Source organism: Siphonobacter sp. SORGH_AS_0500 (assembly GCF_031453245.1).
In the GTDB taxonomy this organism is placed as follows: Bacteria; Bacteroidota; Bacteroidia; order Cytophagales; family Spirosomataceae; genus Siphonobacter.
This window is the reverse complement of record NZ_JAVIYT010000001.1, coordinates 2,593,518-2,616,279: the sequence shown is the minus strand read 5'-3', so window position 1 is coordinate 2,616,279 and position 22,762 is coordinate 2,593,518. Positions and strand designations below refer to the sequence as shown.

Annotated in this window: 19 protein-coding genes, 4 tRNA genes and 1 pseudogene; 11 read left to right on the top strand and 13 right to left on the bottom strand. The window is 43.3% G+C overall.

What is annotated here, in order from left to right; genetic code table 11:
* Positions 1-40: 40 nt before the first annotated feature.
* From QE357_RS11120 to QE357_RS11090, 7 genes are all read right to left on the bottom strand, one after another.
* Entirely contained in the window at positions 41-1,363 is a 1,323-nt protein-coding gene (locus QE357_RS11120) for an AarF/ABC1/UbiB kinase family protein (protein WP_309707434.1), read from the bottom strand.
* A 15-nt stretch (positions 1,364-1,378) separates the two neighbouring features.
* On the bottom strand, positions 1,379-2,017 hold the full coding sequence (locus QE357_RS11115; protein ID WP_106634766.1) for a TetR/AcrR family transcriptional regulator: 639 nt from the start codon (positions 2,015-2,017) through the stop codon (positions 1,379-1,381).
* A gap of 210 nt (positions 2,018-2,227) precedes the next feature.
* Positions 2,228-3,343, bottom strand: coding sequence for an acyltransferase (locus QE357_RS11110; RefSeq protein WP_309707431.1), 1,116 nt, complete (start codon positions 3,341-3,343; stop codon positions 2,228-2,230).
* Positions 3,344-3,574: 231 nt separating this feature from the next.
* Positions 3,575-3,647, bottom strand: a tRNA-Lys gene (locus tag QE357_RS11105).
* 53 nt (positions 3,648-3,700) lie between these two features.
* Positions 3,701-3,773 (bottom strand) — tRNA-Lys (locus QE357_RS11100).
* A gap of 53 nt (positions 3,774-3,826) precedes the next feature.
* Positions 3,827-3,899 (bottom strand) — tRNA-Lys (locus tag QE357_RS11095).
* 102 nt (positions 3,900-4,001) lie between these two features.
* Positions 4,002-4,074: transfer RNA gene (locus tag QE357_RS11090), tRNA-Lys, on the bottom strand.
* A gap of 118 nt (positions 4,075-4,192) precedes the next feature.
* Here QE357_RS11090 and QE357_RS11085 point away from each other — a divergent pair.
* Positions 4,193-4,879 (top strand): SH3 domain-containing protein, encoded by a 687-nt coding sequence (locus QE357_RS11085; RefSeq protein ID WP_106634768.1) that lies wholly within the window; start codon positions 4,193-4,195, stop codon positions 4,877-4,879.
* Between the two features lie 4 nt (positions 4,880-4,883).
* Here the strand turns inward: QE357_RS11085 and QE357_RS11080 are convergent, their stop codons facing one another.
* Positions 4,884-5,699, bottom strand: a complete 816-nt coding sequence (locus QE357_RS11080; RefSeq protein WP_309707429.1) for an SDR family oxidoreductase — start codon at positions 5,697-5,699, stop codon at positions 4,884-4,886.
* Positions 5,700-5,750: 51 nt separating this feature from the next.
* Entirely contained in the window at positions 5,751-7,973 is a 2,223-nt protein-coding gene (locus tag QE357_RS11075) for a gliding motility-associated C-terminal domain-containing protein (protein ID WP_309707427.1), read from the bottom strand.
* A 116-nt stretch (positions 7,974-8,089) separates the two neighbouring features.
* On the opposite strand from QE357_RS11075, the gene rlmD reads away from it, so the two are divergent.
* The 3 genes from rlmD to QE357_RS11060 all read left to right on the top strand — a co-directional run bounded on the left by rlmD (position 8,090) and on the right by QE357_RS11060 (position 11,273).
* Positions 8,090-9,508 (top strand): 23S rRNA (uracil(1939)-C(5))-methyltransferase RlmD, encoded by a 1,419-nt coding sequence (gene rlmD, locus QE357_RS11070; RefSeq protein WP_106634771.1) that lies wholly within the window; start codon positions 8,090-8,092, stop codon positions 9,506-9,508.
* Positions 9,509-9,600: 92 nt separating this feature from the next.
* Positions 9,601-10,539, top strand: a complete 939-nt coding sequence (locus QE357_RS11065) for a beta-1,6-N-acetylglucosaminyltransferase (protein ID WP_309707423.1) — start codon at positions 9,601-9,603, stop codon at positions 10,537-10,539.
* A gap of 68 nt (positions 10,540-10,607) precedes the next feature.
* On the top strand, positions 10,608-11,273 hold the full coding sequence (locus QE357_RS11060) for an acyltransferase (protein ID WP_309707421.1): 666 nt from the start codon (positions 10,608-10,610) through the stop codon (positions 11,271-11,273).
* Positions 11,274-11,332: 59 nt separating this feature from the next.
* Here the strand turns inward: QE357_RS11060 and dnaB are convergent, their stop codons facing one another.
* On the bottom strand, positions 11,333-12,940 hold the full coding sequence (gene dnaB, locus QE357_RS11055) for a replicative DNA helicase (RefSeq protein ID WP_106634774.1): 1,608 nt from the start codon (positions 12,938-12,940) through the stop codon (positions 11,333-11,335).
* 199 nt (positions 12,941-13,139) lie between these two features.
* Here dnaB and QE357_RS11050 point away from each other — a divergent pair, with 199 nt between their 5' ends.
* The 5 genes and pseudogenes from QE357_RS11050 (at position 13,140) to QE357_RS11030 (ending at position 20,079) form a co-directional block, all read left to right on the top strand.
* The gene (locus QE357_RS11050; protein ID WP_106634775.1) at positions 13,140-14,108 is read left to right on the top strand and encodes a PhoH family protein; all 969 of its coding nucleotides are present in this window, start codon (positions 13,140-13,142) and stop codon (positions 14,106-14,108) included.
* 61 nt (positions 14,109-14,169) lie between these two features.
* On the top strand, positions 14,170-15,423 hold the full coding sequence (locus QE357_RS11045) for a zinc metalloprotease (protein WP_309707419.1): 1,254 nt from the start codon (positions 14,170-14,172) through the stop codon (positions 15,421-15,423).
* A gap of 77 nt (positions 15,424-15,500) precedes the next feature.
* Positions 15,501-17,588: pseudogene (locus tag QE357_RS11040) on the top strand (ComEC/Rec2 family competence protein).
* 233 nt (positions 17,589-17,821) lie between these two features.
* The gene (locus QE357_RS11035) at positions 17,822-18,397 is read left to right on the top strand and encodes a hypothetical protein (RefSeq protein WP_157830159.1); all 576 of its coding nucleotides are present in this window, start codon (positions 17,822-17,824) and stop codon (positions 18,395-18,397) included.
* A gap of 956 nt (positions 18,398-19,353) precedes the next feature.
* A complete protein-coding gene (locus QE357_RS11030) occupies positions 19,354-20,079 on the top strand; it encodes a hypothetical protein (RefSeq protein WP_309707417.1) in 726 nt (241 codons plus the stop codon).
* Positions 20,080-20,249: 170 nt separating this feature from the next.
* Here QE357_RS11030 and QE357_RS11025 read toward each other — a convergent pair whose 3' ends face one another.
* The 3 genes from QE357_RS11025 to QE357_RS11015 all read right to left on the bottom strand — a co-directional run bounded on the left by QE357_RS11025 (position 20,250) and on the right by QE357_RS11015 (position 21,818).
* Positions 20,250-20,405: a hypothetical protein gene (locus tag QE357_RS11025; protein ID WP_309707415.1), complete on the bottom strand. Its 156-nt coding sequence runs from the start codon at positions 20,403-20,405 to the stop codon at positions 20,250-20,252.
* Between the two features lie 154 nt (positions 20,406-20,559).
* Positions 20,560-21,120: a DUF4468 domain-containing protein gene (locus tag QE357_RS11020; RefSeq protein WP_309707413.1), complete on the bottom strand. Its 561-nt coding sequence runs from the start codon at positions 21,118-21,120 to the stop codon at positions 20,560-20,562.
* 71 nt (positions 21,121-21,191) lie between these two features.
* Positions 21,192-21,818 carry a LexA family transcriptional regulator gene (locus QE357_RS11015; RefSeq protein WP_309707411.1) on the bottom strand — a complete coding sequence of 209 codons (627 nt, stop codon included), beginning with the start codon at positions 21,816-21,818 and terminating at the stop codon, positions 21,192-21,194.
* 147 nt (positions 21,819-21,965) lie between these two features.
* Here QE357_RS11015 and QE357_RS11010 point away from each other — a divergent pair, with 147 nt between their 5' ends.
* Both QE357_RS11010 and QE357_RS11005 read left to right on the top strand, forming a co-directional pair.
* Complete coding sequence (locus QE357_RS11010; protein ID WP_309707409.1) at positions 21,966-22,250, top strand: hypothetical protein; 285 nt, start codon at positions 21,966-21,968, stop codon at positions 22,248-22,250.
* Positions 22,251-22,260: 10 nt separating this feature from the next.
* Positions 22,261-22,680, top strand: a complete 420-nt coding sequence (locus tag QE357_RS11005) for a hypothetical protein (protein ID WP_309707405.1) — start codon at positions 22,261-22,263, stop codon at positions 22,678-22,680.
* Positions 22,681-22,762: the final 82 nt, after the last annotated feature.

Genomic DNA, 22,762 nt, shown 5'->3' with positions numbered 1-22,762 from the left:
ATAAAAAAAGACCTTTCTCTGGAAAGGTCTTTTTTTATGATTAGGCTTTAGCTTGAGGACGTAACCAATCCGGTCGGTTTGTCTTAACCTGGGCTTTTAATTCATTCAGAATGGAATACAACCCGAAGTAGGTTCGGTTCACATATAATCCATGCTGACTACCCCGAGCTACCTTGGAATTACGGATTTCCTCAATGCGTTGCAGCTTATCGGCAAAGGCGTATACCTCTTCGAAGTAGGCATCATCCCCAAAATCAAATGTTTCTTCTTTAAACGGACGACCCAGCAGATGAATCATCTGAACGAAAAGTCCTGAGAACAATTCTTTCTCATGGTCGGAATCACCCGGATATAAGAATTCTAGGTTATAGAAAATCGTCTCCGTCTTTTTCTGATCTGCCACGGTATCGGGGTTAATCAGGGCGAAGTAATTTTCGTAATAATACTGCGGAATGTCCTTGATACAACCAAAGTCAATCACTCCCGTAGTGCCGTCGGGACGAAGCAGGAAGTTACCGGGGTGCGGATCGGCATGAACCTGTTTGAGGGTGTGAATCTGGTAATCATAAAAATCCCAAAGCGTCTGTCCGATGCGGTTCCGCACTGCCTGACTGGGGTTGGTCTCCAGAAATTCACTCAGGTGTTTTCCTTCCAGCCAATCCATCGTCAGAATCCGTCGAGCCGAAAGCTCTGGATAATATTGCGGGAAAATCAATCCTTCAATGTGAGCACAGGCTTGAGTAATTTCCTTTCCCCGGCGTAATTCCAGCTCGTAATCCGTTTCTTCCAGCAAGCGAAGTTCTACTTCAGCCGTGTAGCGATCTACGTCTTTCTCGTTCAAACCAAAAAGCGTTTTCGCCATTGGTTTTACCATTTTTAAATCTGAACTGATGCTATCCGCCACCCCGGGATACTGCACTTTTACGGCCAGATTTTTGCCATCTTTCGTGGCTTTATGTACCTGACCAATCGAGGCCGCCGCGGTAGCTTCCATTTCAAAGGTATCGTATAGTTGCTTAGGTGACTTTCCGAAAAGCTTCTGAAAGGTCTTCGTCACCAGCGGAGCCGACAAAGGAGGTGCCGAATATTGCGATAACTGGAAACGCTGGGAATACTGCTTCGGTAGTAGATTCCGATCCATGGACAGCATTTGAGCTACCTTTAAGGCAGAGCCCTTCAACTGACTCAGGGATTCGTAGATGTCAACGGCGTTATCTTCGTGCAGTTCATCCCGACTTAGATCAGGATTCACCAGTTTCTTAACATTATGCTTTAAATAGTTCCCGCCAATTTTAACGCCCGTTTTAACAAACTGCGTGGCCCGGGCTACTTTAGATGTGGGGATGGATTGCTGTGATTTCATACTAATAGAGAATACTTAGCGATTTTGATACACGAACTTGGCCAGATCCAGTGCCGAGTCCAGAGCGGAAGCTCCCAGCAGATCGAAGGCCATGTTAACGGCTTTTTCAATAGCCGTATCCGTTTTCTCGAAACCTTTGGACGTGTCCTTGCTCCAAAAATCCAGTAACCAGAGCGTCTGGAGCCAGAACGCATCCGGGTATTTATTTTCAATGATGCGACGAGACTGTACTTCACGACTCTCCCGCCCCTCAGCCATCAGATCTTTGACGAACTTTTCAAACTGATACTTGAATTCTGCCAATGTCGAAGGCGTGCGAAGCGAACGGTGCTTGCGGGCTTCCTGCACACTACGAATGACGAAACTCCGATTGTTCGTGAGCGTTTCGATCCAGGTATAATAAAAGGCCAGTAACTTCTCCCGAACGGAATACGTTTCATATACCTCATCATTACGGAGGCGAGCCAATGTATCTTCGAAAAAGCCCAGCCAGATACTGCTTTCAATTTGTTCGAAGGAATTATAATACTCGTAAAAATCCGCTTCCTTGATTTTGAGTTTCTTGGCAAAAGCAAAAACGGTCGGTGGTTGTTGACCGTGTTCTAAGAGATAGTCGATATACGAATCTTTAATCTTGGTTAACGAAGCTGCCATATGTTGCGGGAAAGATATCTAATTGATAAAACGTAAAACGACTTACGGTAGTTCTCAAATTTTAGAGAATCGTTGCAGGATTTACTAGATATTTTTCCGGCAAATAACAAATGAATGCGAAAGAGTAATACAGGAGAAGGATGAACGGTAAGGGAACCCAACAAAGAGGCACGCTTTCGCGTGCCTCTTCTAATTTTACTATACGTTCTCTCACCCCAGTTTTTTTCTTAACCATGCACGAACCGGCTCATCATACCATTTCAAGCTTACGTAGGCCAAGGCAACACTACCGATCAGGATTAATAAAGCATAAGGCCAGGCTTGGGCGAGCGTTACGCCTTTATGATTACTGATCCAGGCTACGTAAAAATAAACGAGTGGGTAATGAACCAGATAAAGCGGATAGGATATATCTCCCAGGAATTTACACAGTCGATACTCCATCTTCGTATGCACCACGCCGCTGGCTCCCAAATAAACGATGAGGGGAAAAATGAAGATTATACAGACTGATTCATACATGCCATTTAGCCACAGATGCTCAGCACCGCCTATGCGTGGCATGTATAATACAAGAGCTACCAAGAGGCTGCACCATAAAAAGGCACGTTTTACGCGAGTGGGCCTGGTGATGCGTGACAACAGTAATCCGGCAAAAAACGGATACATCGTCCGGGTAATTCCTATCCGTACCTGCTCCGCATTCAGGGTCCAGCCACCGCTGACGTCTCCGCTGGGACTAGTAATAGCCCAATGAGCCAGGGCCAGGGCTGCGATACCTACCAGTATACTGAGGGTAACAGTCGAGAATTTCCGTATGCCGACCGCGTAGAGGATGTTGGCAATGTATTCAAAGAACAGGGACCAGCCTACACTGTTGAGCGGATGCATTTCCTGCCAGCCCCGTATGTCAAGGGATAACGGAACGGGTAGAATCGTGTACCCCATGAGCAGGACCAGCAACATTTTCCACCAAGGAACGGTGTGAATCAATGGCCAGATCGTTGAATCTGTATAGTAGAATCCGATAGCTCCAAGCGTCATTCCCAATATGACCATGGGTTGAAGCCGTATGAGGCGACGCTTAAAAAACGAACCGACGGTCATGGTATGCCATCGGTCATCGTACGCGTAACCCATAACAAAGCCTGACAACAGAAAGAAAAAATCAACGGCTAAGTAGCCGTGGTTCACAAGGATATCCAAATGCCCGGTCCCTAAGGGCTCCGTCAGGTGAAAGGTAACGACGATAAGGGCTGCCACGCCGCGTAATCCATCCAATATAGGATAATGCGGCTTTGCCGAACGTTCACTACTAGTAATCATTGATAAATTTCAGGTTTAGAGTTTCGTATGAAAAACTATACTTCGCACAAATAATTACCTATTTGCACGAAATTTCAGGTATTCTTTAATGATTTGAGGGACTTTGTATTAGGAAAGATGCTTGGCTCCGGTTTTACCGAGGTTATTGAAATCTCGTTATACAGGCAAGAGTATCACTGATTTAACCTGAAGCCATAAAAAAAACATCCTGGTTTAGGATGTTTCTTGAAGTGATTCCGCTGGGATTCGAACCCAGGACCCATACATTAAAAGTGTATTGCTCTACCAGCTGAGCTACAGAATCGATACTCGTAAATTTCTGGTGTACTGAAGCGACAGGATCGCTAAACTTATTTGTGATTCCGCTGGGATTCGAACCCAGGACCCATACATTAAAAGTGTATTGCTCTACCAGCTGAGCTACAGAATCGATACTCGTAATTTCTGGTGTACTGAAGCGACAGGATCGCTAAACTTATTTTGTGATTCCGCTGGGATTCGAACCCAGGACCCATACATTAAAAGTGTATTGCTCTACCAGCTGAGCTACAGAATCGTACTAATTTGCTGATGATGCGGTAAATCTAAGTTGAAATAGTGAGTTAAGGCAAGTCTGATGGGAACTTAAAAAACTCTGATTCGTACTTTTCTTTACTTGTGATTCCGCTGGGATTCGAACCCAGGACCCATACATTAAAAGTGTATTGCTCTACCAGCTGAGCTACAGAATCATTATCTTTGCTTGACAGAAAGCCTTTCCGTTTTTGCGAGTGCAAAAGTAGTGTTATCAGAAGCCGAACGCAAGTGTTAAGAGTTAAAATTTTACAATTTCTTTATCTTTTTTTCGTTTTGAGCCTCGGAAACGCTGTTGCTCAGAACGTCACGGCCAAGATTCAGCAGGCCGATTCTTTGTTTAAAATTCACAATTTTTCGAAAGCTACCCTCGCTTACGAGGATGTCCTGAAAGTTTCCAACCGCATTTCTCCCGCTATTTTTCTCAAACTTGCGTACCTCTACGAGCAAAAAAAAGACTGGTTGCACGTTCAGTATTACCTGAATTTGTATTACGAACAGATTCCTGATGAAAGGGTACTGAGAAAAATGAATGAAATTGCCCGCGATCAGGGCTGGAAAGGATACGAACTCGACGATTTTAATCTACTGGTTTTGTTATTCAAACAGTATTCCGGCTATCTCATCGGCCTTTTGCTTAGCGTGGGCTTATACGTTTTTATTATCCTGCTGATTAAACGGATCAAGCATCAGTACATTGCTTTTCGGTATAAAGCTCTGTTTTTTCTGTACTGGTTAGCCATTACCCTACTCGTCAATCTTCCCGGACGTTACCGACAGGTTATCATCCGAAAACAGAATTCTATTCTTCGTTCAGATCCTTCGGCGGCGGCCCCTCCTACTGAGATGGTAAAAGAAGGCCACCGATTAAAAGTCGTAGGAAAGTCTGATATCTGGTATCAGGTCTTGTGGGAGAATCAGCTCGTTTACGTGAAATCTGCGGATGTGTGGATTGTCCGGTAATTCTCTAAGATCGATTTCGTAAGGGCGAGTTATCTTCTTTGGCCAGTGTATTATACACCATTTTGTCCATAAACTTGGGGAATAGCTTATTAAGAAAGACGGTGAGCTTTCCCTGAGAGGTCAGAATCAATTCGCGTTTACGATTCACAACGGCTTTGTAAATATGGACGGCTACCTCTTCCGCTGACATCATTTTTTCCTCATCTCGCATGGTTTCGCCCATGCTTTTTCCATCCTTGCCGAGTGAAGCTACCCGAATATTGGACGCCGTAAACCCAGGCGAAGCCGTCAGTACATGCACGCCCGTATGTAAAAGTTCCGTGCGTAAGGCTTCTAAAAAGCCATTTAAAGCAAATTTAGACGCCGAATAGCCACAACGAACGGGTAAACCCCGGTAACCTGCAATAGAGGAAATTCCGACAATGCTGCCTTTGGCTGCTTTGATGTATGGAAGTGAGGCTTTGGTCGCGTATACACTTCCGAAGAAGTTAATATCCATTACCTTCCGAATTACTTCCGGGTCCATGTCTTCAAACATGGCCCGCATGGAAATTCCCGCGTTATTAATAAGTACATCCAGTCGACCGTATTTACTGATAATTTCTTGAATCATGCGGTCATTATCTTCGGCAATACTCACATCCGCCACCAGACTTAGATAATCAATACCTGCCCGACTTAATTCCTGATTAACCTCAGCCAGTTTCTTCTCGTCCCGTCCCGTAATCACGACTTTACTACCCTGCCGGCCAAATTCAAGAGCCAACGCCTTGCCAATCCCCGACGAACCGCCCGTGATTAATACTACCTTATCTTTCATTGTAATGGTTATTCATTAAAGCACTCAAAGTACGTGATTTTTTCCATCGAGTCATCGAAGGAGGTTCACAACCCCTTTGAATTGCCGTTTGCTGTACTTAATCAGGTAATAAAACTGTCCCGTTGAGGTATTTTCTCCGGTCCACCGAAAGGTTGGTTTGGTATCCCGAAAGATCTGCTTTCCCCAGCGGTTATAAATTTCCACGAATTCAAATTGTTCAAGGCAGTTATCCAACGGTAAATCGTCAATGGAGAAGTAATCATTTTTTCCGTCATCGTTCGGCGTAAACACGTTTGGCGGAGTAAACGTATAGTCCACCATACGGTCGCGAATGGTTAACTCCACTTTTACGGTATCGAATCGATTGGGGTTACAGGAGTTATCTTCCGTTACAAAGTCAATCACAAACGTTTTTTCGGGTAACCCTTCCATTAACGCACACGTAGGTATCCACTCAAAAGGACCGCTGGCCTTACCCGTACCCGATCGATTTTGCCAGCTCATGCCGGCAGAAGCCAGCGTAAAGCCCCGCCCGTTCCCCGTCAGTGTAATCGGATCATTATCAGGATCCTCGGCATTAACCATAAAACGAACGGGTTGCCCGGTGGTTCCTTCCAGCAGGACAGTAGCGGTATTACCGGCAAGTGTGGTTTCAACCCGTGGCCTTTGACTGGGTCTGCCCGTGGCTTTCAGTTCCACACTGACCGAATCCCGGCGATTCCGACCACAACGGAGGTCAATGACATAAAAGTCCACGACATAGGGTTCATTTCGAACGGCACTACAAACGGGAGTCCACTGAAAAGGAGATCGGGCTTTTCCCAAGCCGCTGGAAGGAGTAAAAGTCATTCCTACACTGGCCAGAGTAAAACCTCTGCCTCGGGCTTCAAGACGAATGCTATCGGGATCCAGATCAAGACCATCAATATTGAATTGTAAGGGCGTACCCATCGCAATCGTCGCCCGATTGTTAGCCAGTGTCGTAGAAATTTGAGGTGGCAGATTCGGTCTTGGTCGGACAAAAACGCTGATGGTTAAAGTATCATGCTGCGGTAATGGACAACTTTCATCACTGGCAATCACCTGAAACCGCAGCGGCCGACCTTCAAAACTTTCGGCACACTCTGCCAGACAAATCCGTGCTTTGGCCGTGTCCCCTGCATGGGTAATCGTTACCTGAGAATGGTCGAGCTTAAAATCCAGTGGCGTTGGATACAAAGGATTGACTTTCAGATTCAGACGAGAATTCGCGTCCTGATCCGTAAAAAATAAGTCAAGGCAACGCTCCTGACCCACGGCCATTTCGATGGTTTCTCCGGCTCGGTAAAAGTTACGTTTTCCTGCTTCTCGAGCCATCACCCGTGGCGGGGCACTCATCGGGCAGTCAATGACTTTGAGCTGAAAATCCCGTCGCACCAGACCAATTCGTTTGCCAGCCCGAAACTCTTCCACCATCACTGAAAACACATACAACCCCAGTTGCGTAGCCGTTACCGAAAGCCGACCCGTTCGACGATCAATGGCTAAAGGAGGATTGCCGGGAATGGCATTCGTTGCCGAGTACCCCGCCCCCCAACTTACAGCCGGATAGGCCGAACTGCCTCTGGCCAAAGGTGCAGGCTGAGCCGCGGTGCTATACCCGTTCAGGGGTGTTACCAGCGAATAGGATAAGCTATCACCGTCGGCATCGGTAGCACTAAAATCGAAAGTGAAAGGTTTGTTAATGCAAATAAAATCCCCCTTAACGGTTTCGAAACGAGGAGAAGAATTTACAAAAACCCGGTTATTCTGGTAAAGAGCAGGCATTTCCAGATAAAATGCGGTTCCGGCACTACTCGGGCTGACGATATTATTAATAATGTTATTGCGGCAACATCTTTCCCAAACCAGGTAATACCCATCGGGGTCATTGAACACTTCCTGACGAAAAATCACTTCTGACCCGTATCGAATCAAACGGGTTCGCAAAGAGGCGGCTGAAGTGCTACACAGCGGGTTGCTGTACGGAATAATTTCATCCGTTAACCTCGGCATGACCAGGTCCGACATCCGGGCGTTGTCCTTTTTTCGAAAAATGGAGATCGTGACACTGGGATCATCCGCTCCGCGATTCCCATTAATGTCATCAAAGTAAAGATTCAGGTAAATGCGGTGCGTCCCCCCGTATAAACTGGCTCGCAATGATTCGACCTGAAGCTCTCCACCAACGATGTGCGTCGCCCAGGCGGCAAGGGTACTGAAAAGTAGTAATAAAGTCAGGTAAAGTTTTGCCATAGAAGATTCGGTTCCGCTCTGAAATTACTCTTTATGAACGATTTAACAAAGAATCCCCGACGAGTACGCATTAAATAGCGATTGACCTGTAGAAATTATCTAATTTTGTAAAGTCAATGAGAAAGAACAAACAGAAAACACCCGTAATTCTGGAAAATTTACGGGTTGAAGATTTTGCCGCAGAAGGTAAGTGTCTGGCCCGGAATGATGGTCAGGTGATTTTTATTGAGGGTGAAGTCGCCCCCGGTGATCTGGTAGATGTCCGCATTTTCAAAACCAAAAATAGCTTTAGAGAAGGCCGGGCCATTGCTGTACATGAGTTTTCGAACGTAAGACAGGAGCCTCGTTGTCAGCATTTTGGCACTTGTGGAGGCTGTAAATGGCAGCACATTCAATACGAAACTCAGCTTGATTTTAAAACCCGTCAGGTACGGGATTCGCTGGATCGGCTGGCTAAAGTTCCTCATCCGGGCATTCTTCCCATTATTGGCTCTGCTCAGGAGTATGGTTACCGTAATAAACTGGAATTTACTTTTTCGTCAAACCGCTGGTATACCGACGCCGAAATAGCTTCGGGCGATACGCTGGAACGGCGGGCCGCTGGTTTTCACATTCCCAAGCGTTTCGACCGTATCCTCGACATTGAAAAATGTCATTTACAACCAGAGCCTTCTAACGCCATTCGACTGGCGATTAAAGCTTACGCTGAAGATCGGGATTGGACGTTCTATGATCTTATTAAGCACCAGGGCTTTATTCGGAACGTCGTTATTCGTACAGCCAGTACGGGTCAGGTTATGGTGATTGTTCAGTTTGGCGAACCTCAGTGGGAAGCGATTAACGAACTGACCCGTTACCTACAGGAAACGTTTCCGATGATTTCTTCGCTTCATGTGGTAGTAAACGAAAAGGTAAACGATACGTTTCAGGATCAGGACGTGATTCACGTATCAGGAACGCCTTACATCGAAGAACAAATGGAAGGCCTGATTTACCGGGTGGGTCCGAAATCTTTCTATCAGACCAATTCCGATCAGGCTTATACGCTATACAAGATTACCCGTGACTATGCTCAACTGAAAGGCGATGAGCTAGTGTACGATTTATACACCGGAACGGGCACGATTGCCAACTTCGTAGCTCGTCAGGCTGCTCATGTAGTTGGCATTGAATACGTTCCCTCAGCCGTAGAAGATGCTAAGGTTAACTCAGAAATCAATGGTATTTCGAATACCAGTTTCTTCGCCGGAGACATGAAAAAACTGCTTCGGGCTGAGTTTTTCTTTGAACATGGCAAACCCGACGTCATCATCACTGATCCTCCACGGGCCGGTATGGATGCAGATGTGGTTGAAGCAATCATTGCCGCCGCCCCCCAGCGGATTGTCTATGTAAGCTGTAACCCTGCCACCCAGGCCCGCGACGTAGCGATGTTATCGGAATTATACGAGGTGAAAGCAGTTCAACCCGTTGACATGTTCCCGCATACTCATCACGTAGAGAATGTGATGTGGCTGGAGAAGAAAGCACAATAGATCAGAGAAGATTACCCGATAGTTTAGAGAAGGCTCAATTTTTTTGAGCCTTTTTTTTATGCCGCCAGCCCAGCTTTCTAAACTCTCTTTCGATGGAACGCAAGCAGTCTCTATCTCGAATAGCCTACTTGATTATTGCTCATCATCAGCCTTCTCACCTGGCCCGGCTCATTAAGCAATTGGAACATAGCGATGATCATTTTTTTATTCATGTAGATCGCAAACAATCAATAGAACTGTTTCAGAACGAAGTAATGACTACCGAAAATATTCACTGGATAAGCGATCGTAAGTCCATTTTCTGGGTAGGCATAGGAACTGTATTAGCGGAGGTTGAATTACTCCGGGCGGCGTATCAGTATGGAGCATTTGACCAGTACATTTTACTTAGTGGTTCAGACTATCCCATCAAACCTCCTGAATACATTAGATCTTTTTTAGTACAGGAAAAACGCATTTTTATTCCTGTACAGGGTTGCATTTATCCGACTACTGACCGTCGGTTTAGTGACCGATTTAACCATTATCATTTCATTAATAACGACTTCTTAAACCCTCGGGGCAAGCACAGTAATCAATTTTTCTTTCATCAGGTAAGGAAGTATTTAAACAAGCATCCCTTACGCAGAAGAATCCCCGAAAACATTCAGTTATACCAGGGCCCAACCTGGGTTGGATTAACTCATGCATTCGTTAAGTACTTATTCACCGAGGTTGCTATTCAGAAGCTGATTCGTTTCTATAAATTCATGTATTGCCCCGATGAAATGTTCTTACCGACTTTGGTAAAAACCTCTCCTTATGCAAATGATTTATATTTTGACTATGAAAAAAATACCGATGGATTAAACTGGTTAGGGTTATTCTACACCGACTGGCACACTCCTAATGTCATCTTACCCAAAACCCTGGTAGAAGAGGACTTTACGGCTTTAAAGGAAAGTCATATTCATGCCTTATTTGGGAGGAAATTTGATGAAGTCAAGTCTAAAGAATTATTACTTTTGGTCGATAAACATTTGTTAAAATAAATCAACATTTAAAATTCGTAAAGTATACTTGTAAGTCAATCCTGACCTTGAAAGATTAAGTATCATTTATGAAGAGGTATTTTAACATTCTATCTAACATCAACCTACAAACCATTCGGTTCAACTTTAAGTATTTCCCGTTTAAACAAGCCATACGTTTTCCCGTTTACGTGGCTCCTCAGGTACACTTCAATCACTTAGCCGGGCAAGTTTCCATTGAAGGCCATCTTTGGCCGGGTAAGATTAAGATTGGTTATGGTGAAATTGGCATATTTGATAAACAAAAATCACGTTCAATCTGGCAAGTTTCCGGGAATGTTGTTTTTAAAGGAGCGTGCAATATTGGCCATGGTTCTAAAATTTCGGTTGGCGACGATGGCACTCTGATCTTTGGGGATAATTTTACGATCACGGCAGAAACGTCCCTCATCTGTTATCGCAAAATTGAATTCGGTGCGAATTGTGTACTTTCCTGGGAGATTCTAATGATGGATACGGATTTGCACACCATAAAAAATAGTCAAGGCGAAGTCATTAACTATCCTAAACCTATTCATGTGGGAGATAACGTATGGATTGGCTGCCGCTCTACCATTCTCAAAGGAAGCACGGTATCGAGTGGCTCTATCGTAGCGGCAGGAAGCCTTATCACGAAGCCGTTGGAAGGGACCAAAGCTATTTTTGGGGGAAGTCCTGTACGAATCTTAAAAGAAAATGTCCGCTGGCAGGTTTAATAAAAAAGGAACCCGATTGATTCGAGTTCCTTTTTTATTATGCGTTCTTTCAGCCATACCTAGAATGGGACGTCACCCATCCCCGTACTGAAGCTGCCAAACTCACCCGGAGGTGGGGTTTGACTTTGCTGATTCACTTTACTACCAAAGGTCCTGGCAGGAGCCTGATTTTCGAAGGACCCAATCGTCTCGCTGTTATCCGCTGGACTGAAACGAGGAGCATCCATCATGGAGAAATCTCCTCCACCTAAATCAGCGAATTTGGTAAACTTATTAATAAAGCGAAGCGGCACCGTTTCGGTAGAACCCGAACGGTTTTTCGCAATGATTACTTCCCCTACACCCGTCGTTGGCTGTCCATTTTCGTCTTGAGTAATACCGTAGTATTCAGGACGATACAGGAACATTACCATATCCGCATCCTGCTCAATCGAACCCGATTCCCGTAAATCCGAAAGCTGTGGTTTTTTCTCTCCACCCCGCGTTTCCACGGCCCGGCTCAACTGGGACAGAGCAATCACGGGTACGTTCAATTCTTTCGCCAGGTTTTTTAAAGCTCGTGAAATCGAGGCAATTTCCTGCTCCCGGTTTCCGCCGCCTTTCGAGCTATCGCCCTGCATTAGTTGCAGGTAGTCAATAACCACCAACTGAATATCGTGCTGCTGCTTCAATCGACGACATTTCGCCCGAAGTTCCAGAATGGATAAGGCCGGGGTGTCATCAATGAAAATTGGAGCCGAGTTGAGCTTCCCAATTCGGGCGTGTAACTGAGCCCACTCGTGGTTGGCCAGACTTCCTTTTTTTATTTTCTCACTTTCAATTTCTGCCTCCGCCGAAATCAGACGGTTTACTAATTGAACCGAAGACATCTCCAGCGAGAATACGGCTACGGCCTGATTCCAGTCCACCGCTGCATTTCGACACGCGGAAAGAATAAAGGCGGTCTTACCCATGGCAGGACGAGCCGCAATAATCACCAATTCGGACTTTTGCCAGCCCCCCGTTACCCGATCCAGAGCTGTAAAGCCCGAAGCCACGCCCGTCAGACCATCGCGTAAGTGTTTCTTTGCTTCGAGTTCTTCCAGAGCTTGTTTCACCACCGCATTCATATCCGAAAAATTCTTACGAATATTCGATTCTGAAATCCGGAATAAGTCCTGCTCGGCCTTATCCAGAAGGTTAAAAACGTCCGTGGTATCTTCATACGCCATTTTCAGTACTTCATTGGAAGAAGTAATCAAATCGCGTTTGATTGAATTTTCAGCAATTTTACGGGCATACGACTCTACGTTAGCGGCGGAACTGATTCGGCTGGTTAACTCGGCCAGATAAGCCGAACCACCCGTAAATTCAAGCGTGCCATCATTTCGCAGGCGTTGTGTAACGGTTAATAAGTCAACAGGTTCCGAATTATTGAAAAGCGTTAGAACCGCCGAAAATATTTTTTGGTGAGCTTCGCGATAGAAACTCTCTGGTTTCAGGATATCCACCACATTGGTTAATGCGTCTCTTTCCAGCATTACCGCCCCCAAAACCGCTTCTTCCAGATCAACCGATTGGGGGGGGATCTTTCCAAGTCCCGTATCGAGCCAACGATTACTAGTGGCGAGCCCTCCTACCGAAGTTGTTGGTTTTCTTGCAGTTATGTTTCGTCGTTTGTCATCCATAGGTACAATGTTACGCAAAAATGACGCTCATTTCACAGGGAATAAGCTCATTTTTTTCAGAAATCTGCTAAATGGCTGATACTGAAAATAAACCCGAATCCCAGGGCTCAAACCTGAAAAAAAAATAGACAAGCTTTCGGAAAACCAGTCGCAAATCATTACTTTAGTCAAAGAAATTTTCACAAAACCTCTGTATAGTTTGATAGAAAAGACCATTACCCTCGACGAGGTTTCACTAGTTGACTTTTTAGGCGTCGAGAATACGAATATCCGGGAGCTTTCTGCGGCTTTCCCGATGAGTAAGATTATTTCAAGAGGTAATGAAATTACCATTCGGGGTACCTCCGCTGAAATCAGTCGAATTACAGAAATTTTAGAATCTCTACAACAGCATTATTTACGGTTCGGTAAAATCACTTCTGACAACGTAAAGAATTACCTCGGCCATACCGAAGAGGAAGGCTCTGTTCCACAGACCCCAACCGATGATGACGTTTTTCTGTACGGGAACAAAGGCATTGTGATCCGTATGAAAACGGCCAACCAACTGGCCATGGTTGATGCAGTTGCTAAACACGACATTGTATTTGCGGTGGGTCCGGCGGGTACCGGAAAAACCTATACGGCCGTTGCCATTGCAGTTAAAGCTCTGAAAAATAAGGAAGTAAGAAAAATCATCATTACTCGTCCCGCCGTGGAAGCTGGCGAAAATCTTGGCTTCCTGCCTGGCGATCTGAAAGAGAAAATTGATCCTTACTTACGCCCGATTTACGATGCTCTGGACGACATGATTCCAGCCGAAAAGCTGAAATTATACATCGAAAACCGAACCATCGAAATCGCCCCGCTGGCGTATATGCGGGGACGGACGCTCAATAATGCCTTTATTCTGCTGGACGAAGCTCAAAACACGACGACCATGCAGCTAAAGATGTTTCTGACGCGGATGGGTCCAAACTCCAAGACCATTATTACCGGGGACCGCACTCAGGTGGATTTACCAACCAAGATGAAATCTGGTTTGAGTGAGGCTTTAACCATTTTAAAGGATGTTCCCGAAATTGGTTTTGTTCAGTTAGACGGACGTGATGTGTTACGTCACAAATTGGTGCGATTGATCATTGAAGCCTACGAAAAGGCCGAAGCTCCTCATGAATCAAAAAGATAGTCACTCCAGTATTCTTTGCAAAAAGCCGCTCCTCAGCGGCTTTTTGCTTGGACTTTTATGCATGAGTACCAGCTGGGCTCAACGCATCCGGGATTGTGCGTTTTCTCCGGTGTATCAACAGCAGGTTTTGAAGGTAAAAAACGCAACCATCTCCCGGCAGATTTTCGAAGATTCGATTCGGCATTACATCCAGAATAAAAAAAATCGGGGTGGCCGTACCGCTGAGAAAATTATTCGCATTCCCGTGGTCGTTCATGTGATCCATAACAACCCTGATTCATTAACCATCGGCGGACGCGGAAACGCGAATATTTCGGTGGAGCAAATTGAGTCGCAAATCCGGGTCCTGAATGAAGATTATCGCCGGAAAGAAGGTACGAATGGCTATAATACCAATGCCGTAGGTGCTGACATGGAGATCGAATTCTACCTTGCCAATCGGGACCCTAACGGCAATGCGACTACGGGAATCATTCGTCGGTATCGAAACAAATCCATTTATTCGATTGATACGGATTTGGAAACAGTTAGTGCCACAAGCTACTGGCCTTCTGACCGTTACCTGAATATCTGGGTCTTACCCGACATTTATTCGTACCTGGGTTATGGACAATTTCCAGCTTCCACCTCGGTTCCCGGCTTAAGTTCTTACTTTCAGGATTATGCCCATACGGATGGTATTTTCGTGGCTCACCAATACTTTGGTTCTACTGGAGATCTGGCTGATCAATCTTACGCATTGGGCCGAACGGTTACCCACGAAGTAGGCCACTGGCTGGGGTTGATTCACACCTGGGGCGATGAATATTGCGGTACTGATTACTGCGATGACACTCCCCCCACGGAATCGTCTAACAACACCCGCTTTTGTAACGACCGCTACTCCAACTGCGTTTCAGGACAGACCACGCGAAATATGATTGAAAATTACCTTGATTATTCGCCCGATGCTTGTATGAATGTTTTTACCCAGGATCAGAAAAATCGGGTGCGGGCCGTTTTAGAGTTAAGTCCCCGCCGAAAACAGTTGGTTAATGCTAATAATTCGCTCGAAGAAACCTCAACGCTACAACTGAAGGTTTACTCGAACCCAATTCAGAATAAGATACTTTATTTTGACGCTACTTTTCAGGGATTACATTCGGTCAAATATCAACTCACTAATACGCAGGGCCATACTTTGTTTCATTCAGAAGCAAACAATCAGCCCAGCAGTAGTTACTCAATCCCGGTCGGGCAATTAACCCCAGGTACCTACATTTTAACCTTTGCGACGGAATCCGAGAAAGCGAGCCATCGCATTGCGGTCCCTTAACCATTAGCTAAGTATACTCAGTTTTAGCAAGGATTCGTGAAAATAGATTTCAACTTTGAAGCCTAAAAAATGACTTCATGCGTTGGAATCTATTTCCTTTTTTAAGGTATGTAATAGCCCTCTCTGCGGGTACTCTACTCTACCATTGGGGGCACTTCTCCTTTCAAACTTTTCTGATCATTTCAGGAACGGCGTTGATCGCATTCCTGGGGCTTCAGTTTACTACCGTCGGAATCAAATGGCTTGGCGGTCTGGCGGGAACGGTATTCTGTATGGGTTTAGGAGGATTGATTACTCACACCTCCGATGAAAAACTTGCGATTAACCATTTTACACCTCTTCAGGATTCTGTTATAGCCTACCGGGCGGTTTTGTCCTCTGCCGTTGAGAAAAAGCCCAGCACCTACCGAGTTATTGCGGAGATCAATGCCGTAAAAGTTCAACATGAATGGCGGGAGACTCAGGGAAAAATACTTCTGTTTATCGACCGGACCATTACGCATAAGCCCAGGTATGGCGACGTATGGCTCATTCGCAAAAGACCGGAGTTAGTCGAACCACCTTCTAATCCCGATGAATTCAATTATCAGGCTTATCTGGGTTACCAGGGCATTTACCATCAGCAATATGTACACGCCTTTGATTTTGACCGGCTTGGTAACCATCCCCCTTCGGTGTTACTCAATTTAGCCTACACGATCAATGATAAAGCATCATCCCTACTGGCAGAGAAACTGCCCTCAAGACAGGAATACGCCGTAGCGGCTGCCATGTTATTGGGCGTTCGGGAAGAACTTGATTATGAGTTGCTCCAGGCTTATTCCGCTGCCGGTGCCATTCATACACTTTCCGTTTCCGGGATGCACGTGGGTATCCTTTTTCTGGTGTTAAGTTGATTACTAACACCCCTGCGAAAAGGATCCAGTCACCAAAAGTGGCTCTTTGCCAGTATAGTTACTTCGTTCCTCTGGGGATACGCTTTGGTAACGGGTTTATCTGGCCCAGTGCTACGATCGGCCATTATGCTGAGTGTCTTTGTCTGGAGTGATACCTTTCGACTCAGCCGAAATGCGTTTAATACCCTGGCCTTTTCCGCTTTTCTCATTCTGCTTTTCAGCCCTTACAGCTTGTTTCAAATGGGCTTTCAGCTTTCCTACCTTTCCGTGGCAGGAATCATGTACCTCTATCCCAAGCTGCATTGGCTCTGGAAATTTGATAACCCCTTGGGGGCCGAACTTTGGAGTTTATCCTGCGGAGCCGTGGCCGCACAGGTGGTGACTTATCCGCTGGCGGTTTATTACTTTCATCAGTTTCCTACGTATTTTCTAGTGGTCAATCCGTTGGTAATGGCCTTTTCCAGTCTGGGGTTAATCGTAGGTATGGCGTATCTAATCTTCGCCAGCGTTCCGGTTCTCAATGACTTTCTGTTGTATGTATTAAAATTATCCTTCGGTGGCTTAAACGTAGTAGTGAAAGCAACCGAGCATCTACCCGGAGCTTTATGGAATAATCTGCTGATCACCCCTGTGCAATTGGTAATCATTTACGGAGTTATCCTGATGATTTTGATGCTTTTTCTAAAAAGGCAAAAAGCCTATTTATGGGGCGGATTGGGGCTCGTCATTCTATTTTCGTTCAGCAAGGTATATGCCTTTACGCAACATCGACAACAGCAAATTATCTGCATTCACCACCTTAAAAAGCATACCGCTATTAGTCTGATCAAAGGCAGAAAGCTACACCTACTGGCTGATTCAGCTTTATATGGCGATACCAGAACTCAATCCTTACACCTGGTGCCTTTCTGGATTAATCATGATATACGTTCCAAAGAATCAGGCGTAACGCCGACTCATGTCCGTCCCATTCCTTACGGGAATTACATTGAGTGGCAATCCAGAAGTATCGTTTGGATACATAAAGAAATTCCTAAGTACACTTCGTTTTCCATCAACCAATCGTTCGATATTTTGCTCCTCACCAATAATGCGATTCGTTACCCGGGTGATTGGATAAAACAGGTTTCAATGAAACAAGTGGTACTGGACGTAACGAACAGCAAAAGCGTTACCAAACGTTGGGTAGAAACTTGCAGAAGATTACGTATTCCCTGTTATGATATTCGAACTTCAGGGGCTTTTGTATACGGTTATGAAGGAATGTAAAACCATCTCAAAAGATGGCTCCATTCAGACACCTAAATTTTTCTAAAAAAAATAGGTTTAAAACCTACAGACTTACTCTATTAAAAGCATGAATCTAAGTATTATTTCTCACGTATAAACACCCAAAATAAGGGGATTTAGATAAAGGGTTTTGTATTTAGTTGATAAGCTTTTAGTATTGAAGACGCATATACCTAGGTACCGCCTACGCACATTTAACTATTTGAATTCTTATGCTCAAACATGTATTGTTTGCAGTATTCCTGCTCTCTATTTTCTCATGTAACCATGAGCTTACCAAAGAGGAAACTTGCGAAAAACTTGATTCATCCTTAAGAAAACATCTTGAAGATCTTGCTTTTAAAGGTAACTACCCATGTACGATCTATGAACTTAGAACCGTAGACTTTGAAGAAGTTAGCGATAACTACCTTGACTCTATGCGGCTGACTACTAACTATCAGGATTATGAAGATTACAAAAGTCTGCTTGAATCAACCATTGAACTTGCCCAAACAGAATCATCCCAAGCCAACCTGTACTTAGAAACGTTTGGTAAGGGTTCTTTATCAGATATTTCCAGAGAAGACGCCCAGAAACATATAAATGAAGCTACGCAATATAAAGATTCGCTAGTAGCCATTATTAAAAGAGATTCCGTCATAAAAGCACGAATAGCTTTAAGAAAACATGCGGAAAGAAAGTATTTTAAAACCAAAACTTTCCTAAAAGCCACCCTCGGCGATCATAACAAGCTTGATACCGTAAACTACATTTTTACCAAAGACTTTAAACCCGTTATTAATTAAAGTAAATAGGTTACCTGATATACCGGCTACGAAAAAGTTAATTATTTTGAGGGCTTCTACAGTAAGGCAAGTAATAAAAGCAAAACCTAAGTATTCTTACCCACGTTCAAATAATATAAATGAAAGATTTCAGATAAAATATTTTGTAATATTTTAACAATCTTTTAATATTGAAGTTTATATGTAAACAGTACTACCTTTCAACTTTAACTATTCGCCCTTTGTACCGCCTAATTATTCTTGCCTCTTTCCTGATCTTAAGGACAAAAATCTCTTTCTCACAAGGAATCTGTAAAACAGAATTTTAAATAATTTAGGACAACTGGTTACTTCACCTAAAGCGTTGGTTTGATAATGGACTTTCCAGTGCTACTACTCAGAAGTTTTAAAGTAATATAATTCAACTAATTCCTTCATGAAGAAGTTTTCCTTATTTGCTTTATTGTTAAGTTTATTTCTAATCCTTTCCTGCTCCAAAGACACAGAGCGTTACGAGTATCTCATTGAATATATCATTACAGGGAATACTACTCCTATAACAATAGTGTACAATAATGAAAACGATGTACTAGATACGGTTACCGTTACCTCTCTTCCTTACAAGATTCAATTAAGAAAAAATACGATTGAGAAGACCTGATTACAAGCCTGGAAGCATACTAATGCAGGTACTATCACAGTAGAAACCCGCTATAAGGGCAAAACGGTTAAAACTCAACGTACGGAGCGTGAACATGGTCAGGTCCATATCCTCATCATAAAAGAAAATGACATTCTAGCTATTGAACAACAGCCTGAAGAATGGGAATGCGGAACCTACAACGGAAATCGTCTTCGCACGGGTCCAAAAGGTGGTTGTTATTACATTAACAGTAATGGCAATAAAACCATATGTTGACCGGGGGCATTGTAACTGCCAGTAATTTTATAAAATTATTAAATGTATTTAATTTCCTATGAAACACCTTTACACTCTCCTATTTTTCCTCTCCACCTATTCTAGCTATGCTCAGGTAGCCATAGGTACGGAAACACCCGATCCCAGTGCTCAGTTAGAAATAAGCTCAACGGATAAAGGGCTACTTATTCCAAGGATAACCTATGCCAACCGCCCCGGTAGCCCAGGCAAGCTAGCGGCTACAGCTGGTCTAATCATCTATCAAACCGATAATGATCCGGGATTTTATTTTTACGATGGTAACGTATGGGAAAAGATAGTTAAGAAGTCAGAGCTTCCTACGCTCAGTTACATGGATGCTACGCTTACATTTGGACCACAAGCTACAAGGTTTATAGCTTGGAATGGGTTTAGTGATTATCCTCTACCATTCACCGTACAAAGCTCCTCCCCGGATATTACCCTCAATGCCGATAGTACTACCTTTGTCATCCAAAAAGGAGGCGTTTATTCCATCGAATATTGCATTAACGCCGAAACCATTTCTGGAAATTCATCTATAATTGAATTCAGAATCAACGGAAAGTTAGAAAGTCCGCTTACAGGCATAGCAACTTTGAAGACCCCAAGGGTATTAATTACAAGAATAGTACGGATTGAACCTACCTCAACCATTAGAATAAAAGTCAGTCCCAGCTACGTCGAGAATAGAATAGCCCCTACTGTAATGGACTTTTATCCCCTTGGAACGAAGGGATATATTAAAATAACCAAGCTTCAATAAATCTTATCTAGCTAAAATGTCAAGAGTAATATCTGGTGCAGGTAGTTTCTAAGGAGTGGCGACTCACCCACCTCATTTAAGCATGCAACTGCGTTTACTTACCCCCTGAACACATTAACATTAGAGAGATAAGCCGGTCGTTTTGGTCTCTTCGCTGCTCAACGGAGAGACTAGCGACAGGCATAGCCAAAGCTCGGGTGTGATCTATGCGTTAATAATACCAGTTTTTTATATCCGAAATTCAGCAGGGGGCCTAAACGCAGAAAACCCGATAAACCAGCTTTTACAGCCGATTTATCGGGTTTATCTCGGGTTTTACCCCTCACGAGAGTGACGTTGGGGAGACTCGAACTCTTACATTTTATGGTAAAAACCCTTAAATTTTAGAGTATTGGCACTTTTGACGAGACATTTTGAAGACATTTCAGAAAAAAAGTGAGGCATAGAAAAAAGCTATATCAATTTAGCAAAATACCTATTTTAAAAGTCTGTGTCGCTTTTGCTCATTGCTTTTTTGAGACTGGCAATTGTGCTTTGCATATCTTTATCCAATGACTCTTTGATACTATTCCATTCTTTTTTAGAAGGTCGTCCCATCATTCCGACTTTAGGTTTTTCTTGCTCAAGACTACCGCCATCAGTCCAATTTTCTGTATTCTTTCCTAATGGGCGTTCATGGTAAAAATTATCTATGGTGTATTTGTACTTACCATCTTTAGATACGATGGTAAACATTGCATTTACCCACCCAGCATCGGTATTGCCCATTATTGGTACTTTAATAATTATGGGGATATTGCCTTTGCCTATAATTTTACCATTGTCTTTGTCTTCAACTTGCAATACTGATTTTGAAGATTTGAATGATTGAGCAAACCATGTCAAGGCACGACCATAAAGTTCAACCTTAGAACTGCCAGGAACGTCTACAACTTCAGAGTAAGTGATTTTGCCAGATTCTTTATCTACGGGCAAATCTTGAGCTTTTACTATCGTAACTAAGCTTAAAAGAATGAAAGATGTGAGTAGTACTTTTTTCATTGATTGGACTGATTTGAGTTAATAGTATAGAAATGTGTAAAAAATACAGTGTATTAACTACAATATGTTTTTTACAATAGTTTACGCTGAACAGTGCCTTTTACTAAGTACATCTGAAGAATTTCTGCCTTCGGTAATTCAAAAGCTTCGTAAAAATCATTATGAGGCACTAACAGAAAGTTGTTAGGATTCGCAGACTTTTTAACATACTTAACAGTACGCATTGTATCAGTAATCACTAGGAATACTTCTCCAAACAGAATATAATCCCTCCAATTATCAACAAGCTTTAATAAAATAACATCACCCCCATTGATATATGGACTCATGCTATCCCCATAATGATTAACTGCATGTTGGCAGTCTTCAAAGCCAGGAATTTGTATAAATCCAGTTGGCTTATTATCAGAATTATTTTCCAATTGCACCTTTCCCCCGGTTACATCTACGTTACCCCAGTAAGAAATCAATGGCCCATTTGGTATAGTTTGAATTTCTGCACCTTCAGTAAGGAAAGAAATTGTAGTATTTAAGACTTCGGCAATTTTTTTAAGCTCAGGTATAGATGGGGAATGTTTATTATTTTCCCAGTTTGATACAATTTGTTTATTGCTTTTTCCTACCAATTTAGCCAATTCCTCTTGGGAAAATCCTAATTTGCTTCTTGCCTCTTTCAGTCGTTTACCAAACTTATCCATCAAAATCTCAAAAAATAGTTGTTAAATTATTTGACAGGTTGTCATAAATATTTACTTTTGAATCCGTAATGAATACGGCGTAATGATTACGCCGTAAATTTTACGGAAAAATAACAATAATCAAATCATTTTAACATGAGCTGTCATATGCCCCATACAACGGTTCATATCAGGGACGAACTTTTTACGGTTGAATATTGGCGTAATGAGTTCCAAAGCCTGGTATTAAAACTTGGTAGAAACTGGCGAAAGGAGGTTAAATCTATAGATCCTAGTATTGATTCAAGTGTACTGGACTATGTAAAAGATGGCAGGGGTGGTATTGATAATACGCGACGCGTCGTTTTAGCCCTTCAAAAACTGACCCCTGAGAAGGTGAAGAGAAAAAGACCGATTTCCAGCCGTCAAAAAATATCAAGAACTAATAAATAACCTCAATTTTATGGAAGCCTTACAATCAACCAGTTTACCCGTTCAACCTGCAAATGATACTCTTAAAAAGCAGGTTATTAAAGCGTTAAAGCTTTTAGGCTTTTCTACTTATAGCTCTTACAAGGTTCTATCTGCTACAATCATTGATAAGGACGGCCCAGATACTCCTAATAAAGAACAAATTGCCAATCAATATCATAGGTTAGTCCCCCCCACGGCTACCTGGGACAATATTCATTTATTGGTCAAATTTGATGAACAGCCTGAAGTACAAGCAACCTACAACAGTAAGATAAACCTTCTGTATCTCCAATGCTTTAATAGCTCTGAAGAGCTTGTAAGCATATTGTTAAAAAACCTAGTCATCAGGGATTTTATCAAGCCTAAAAAACTAGAAGCTTATCTAGCCAAAAATCATTTACGTATATAGTATATCGTTCATGGAATCAATTCAGGAGCTAGTCGTATTGTGGCGAAGTAAGACACTTTTCAAACATAGAAAACTTAAAACG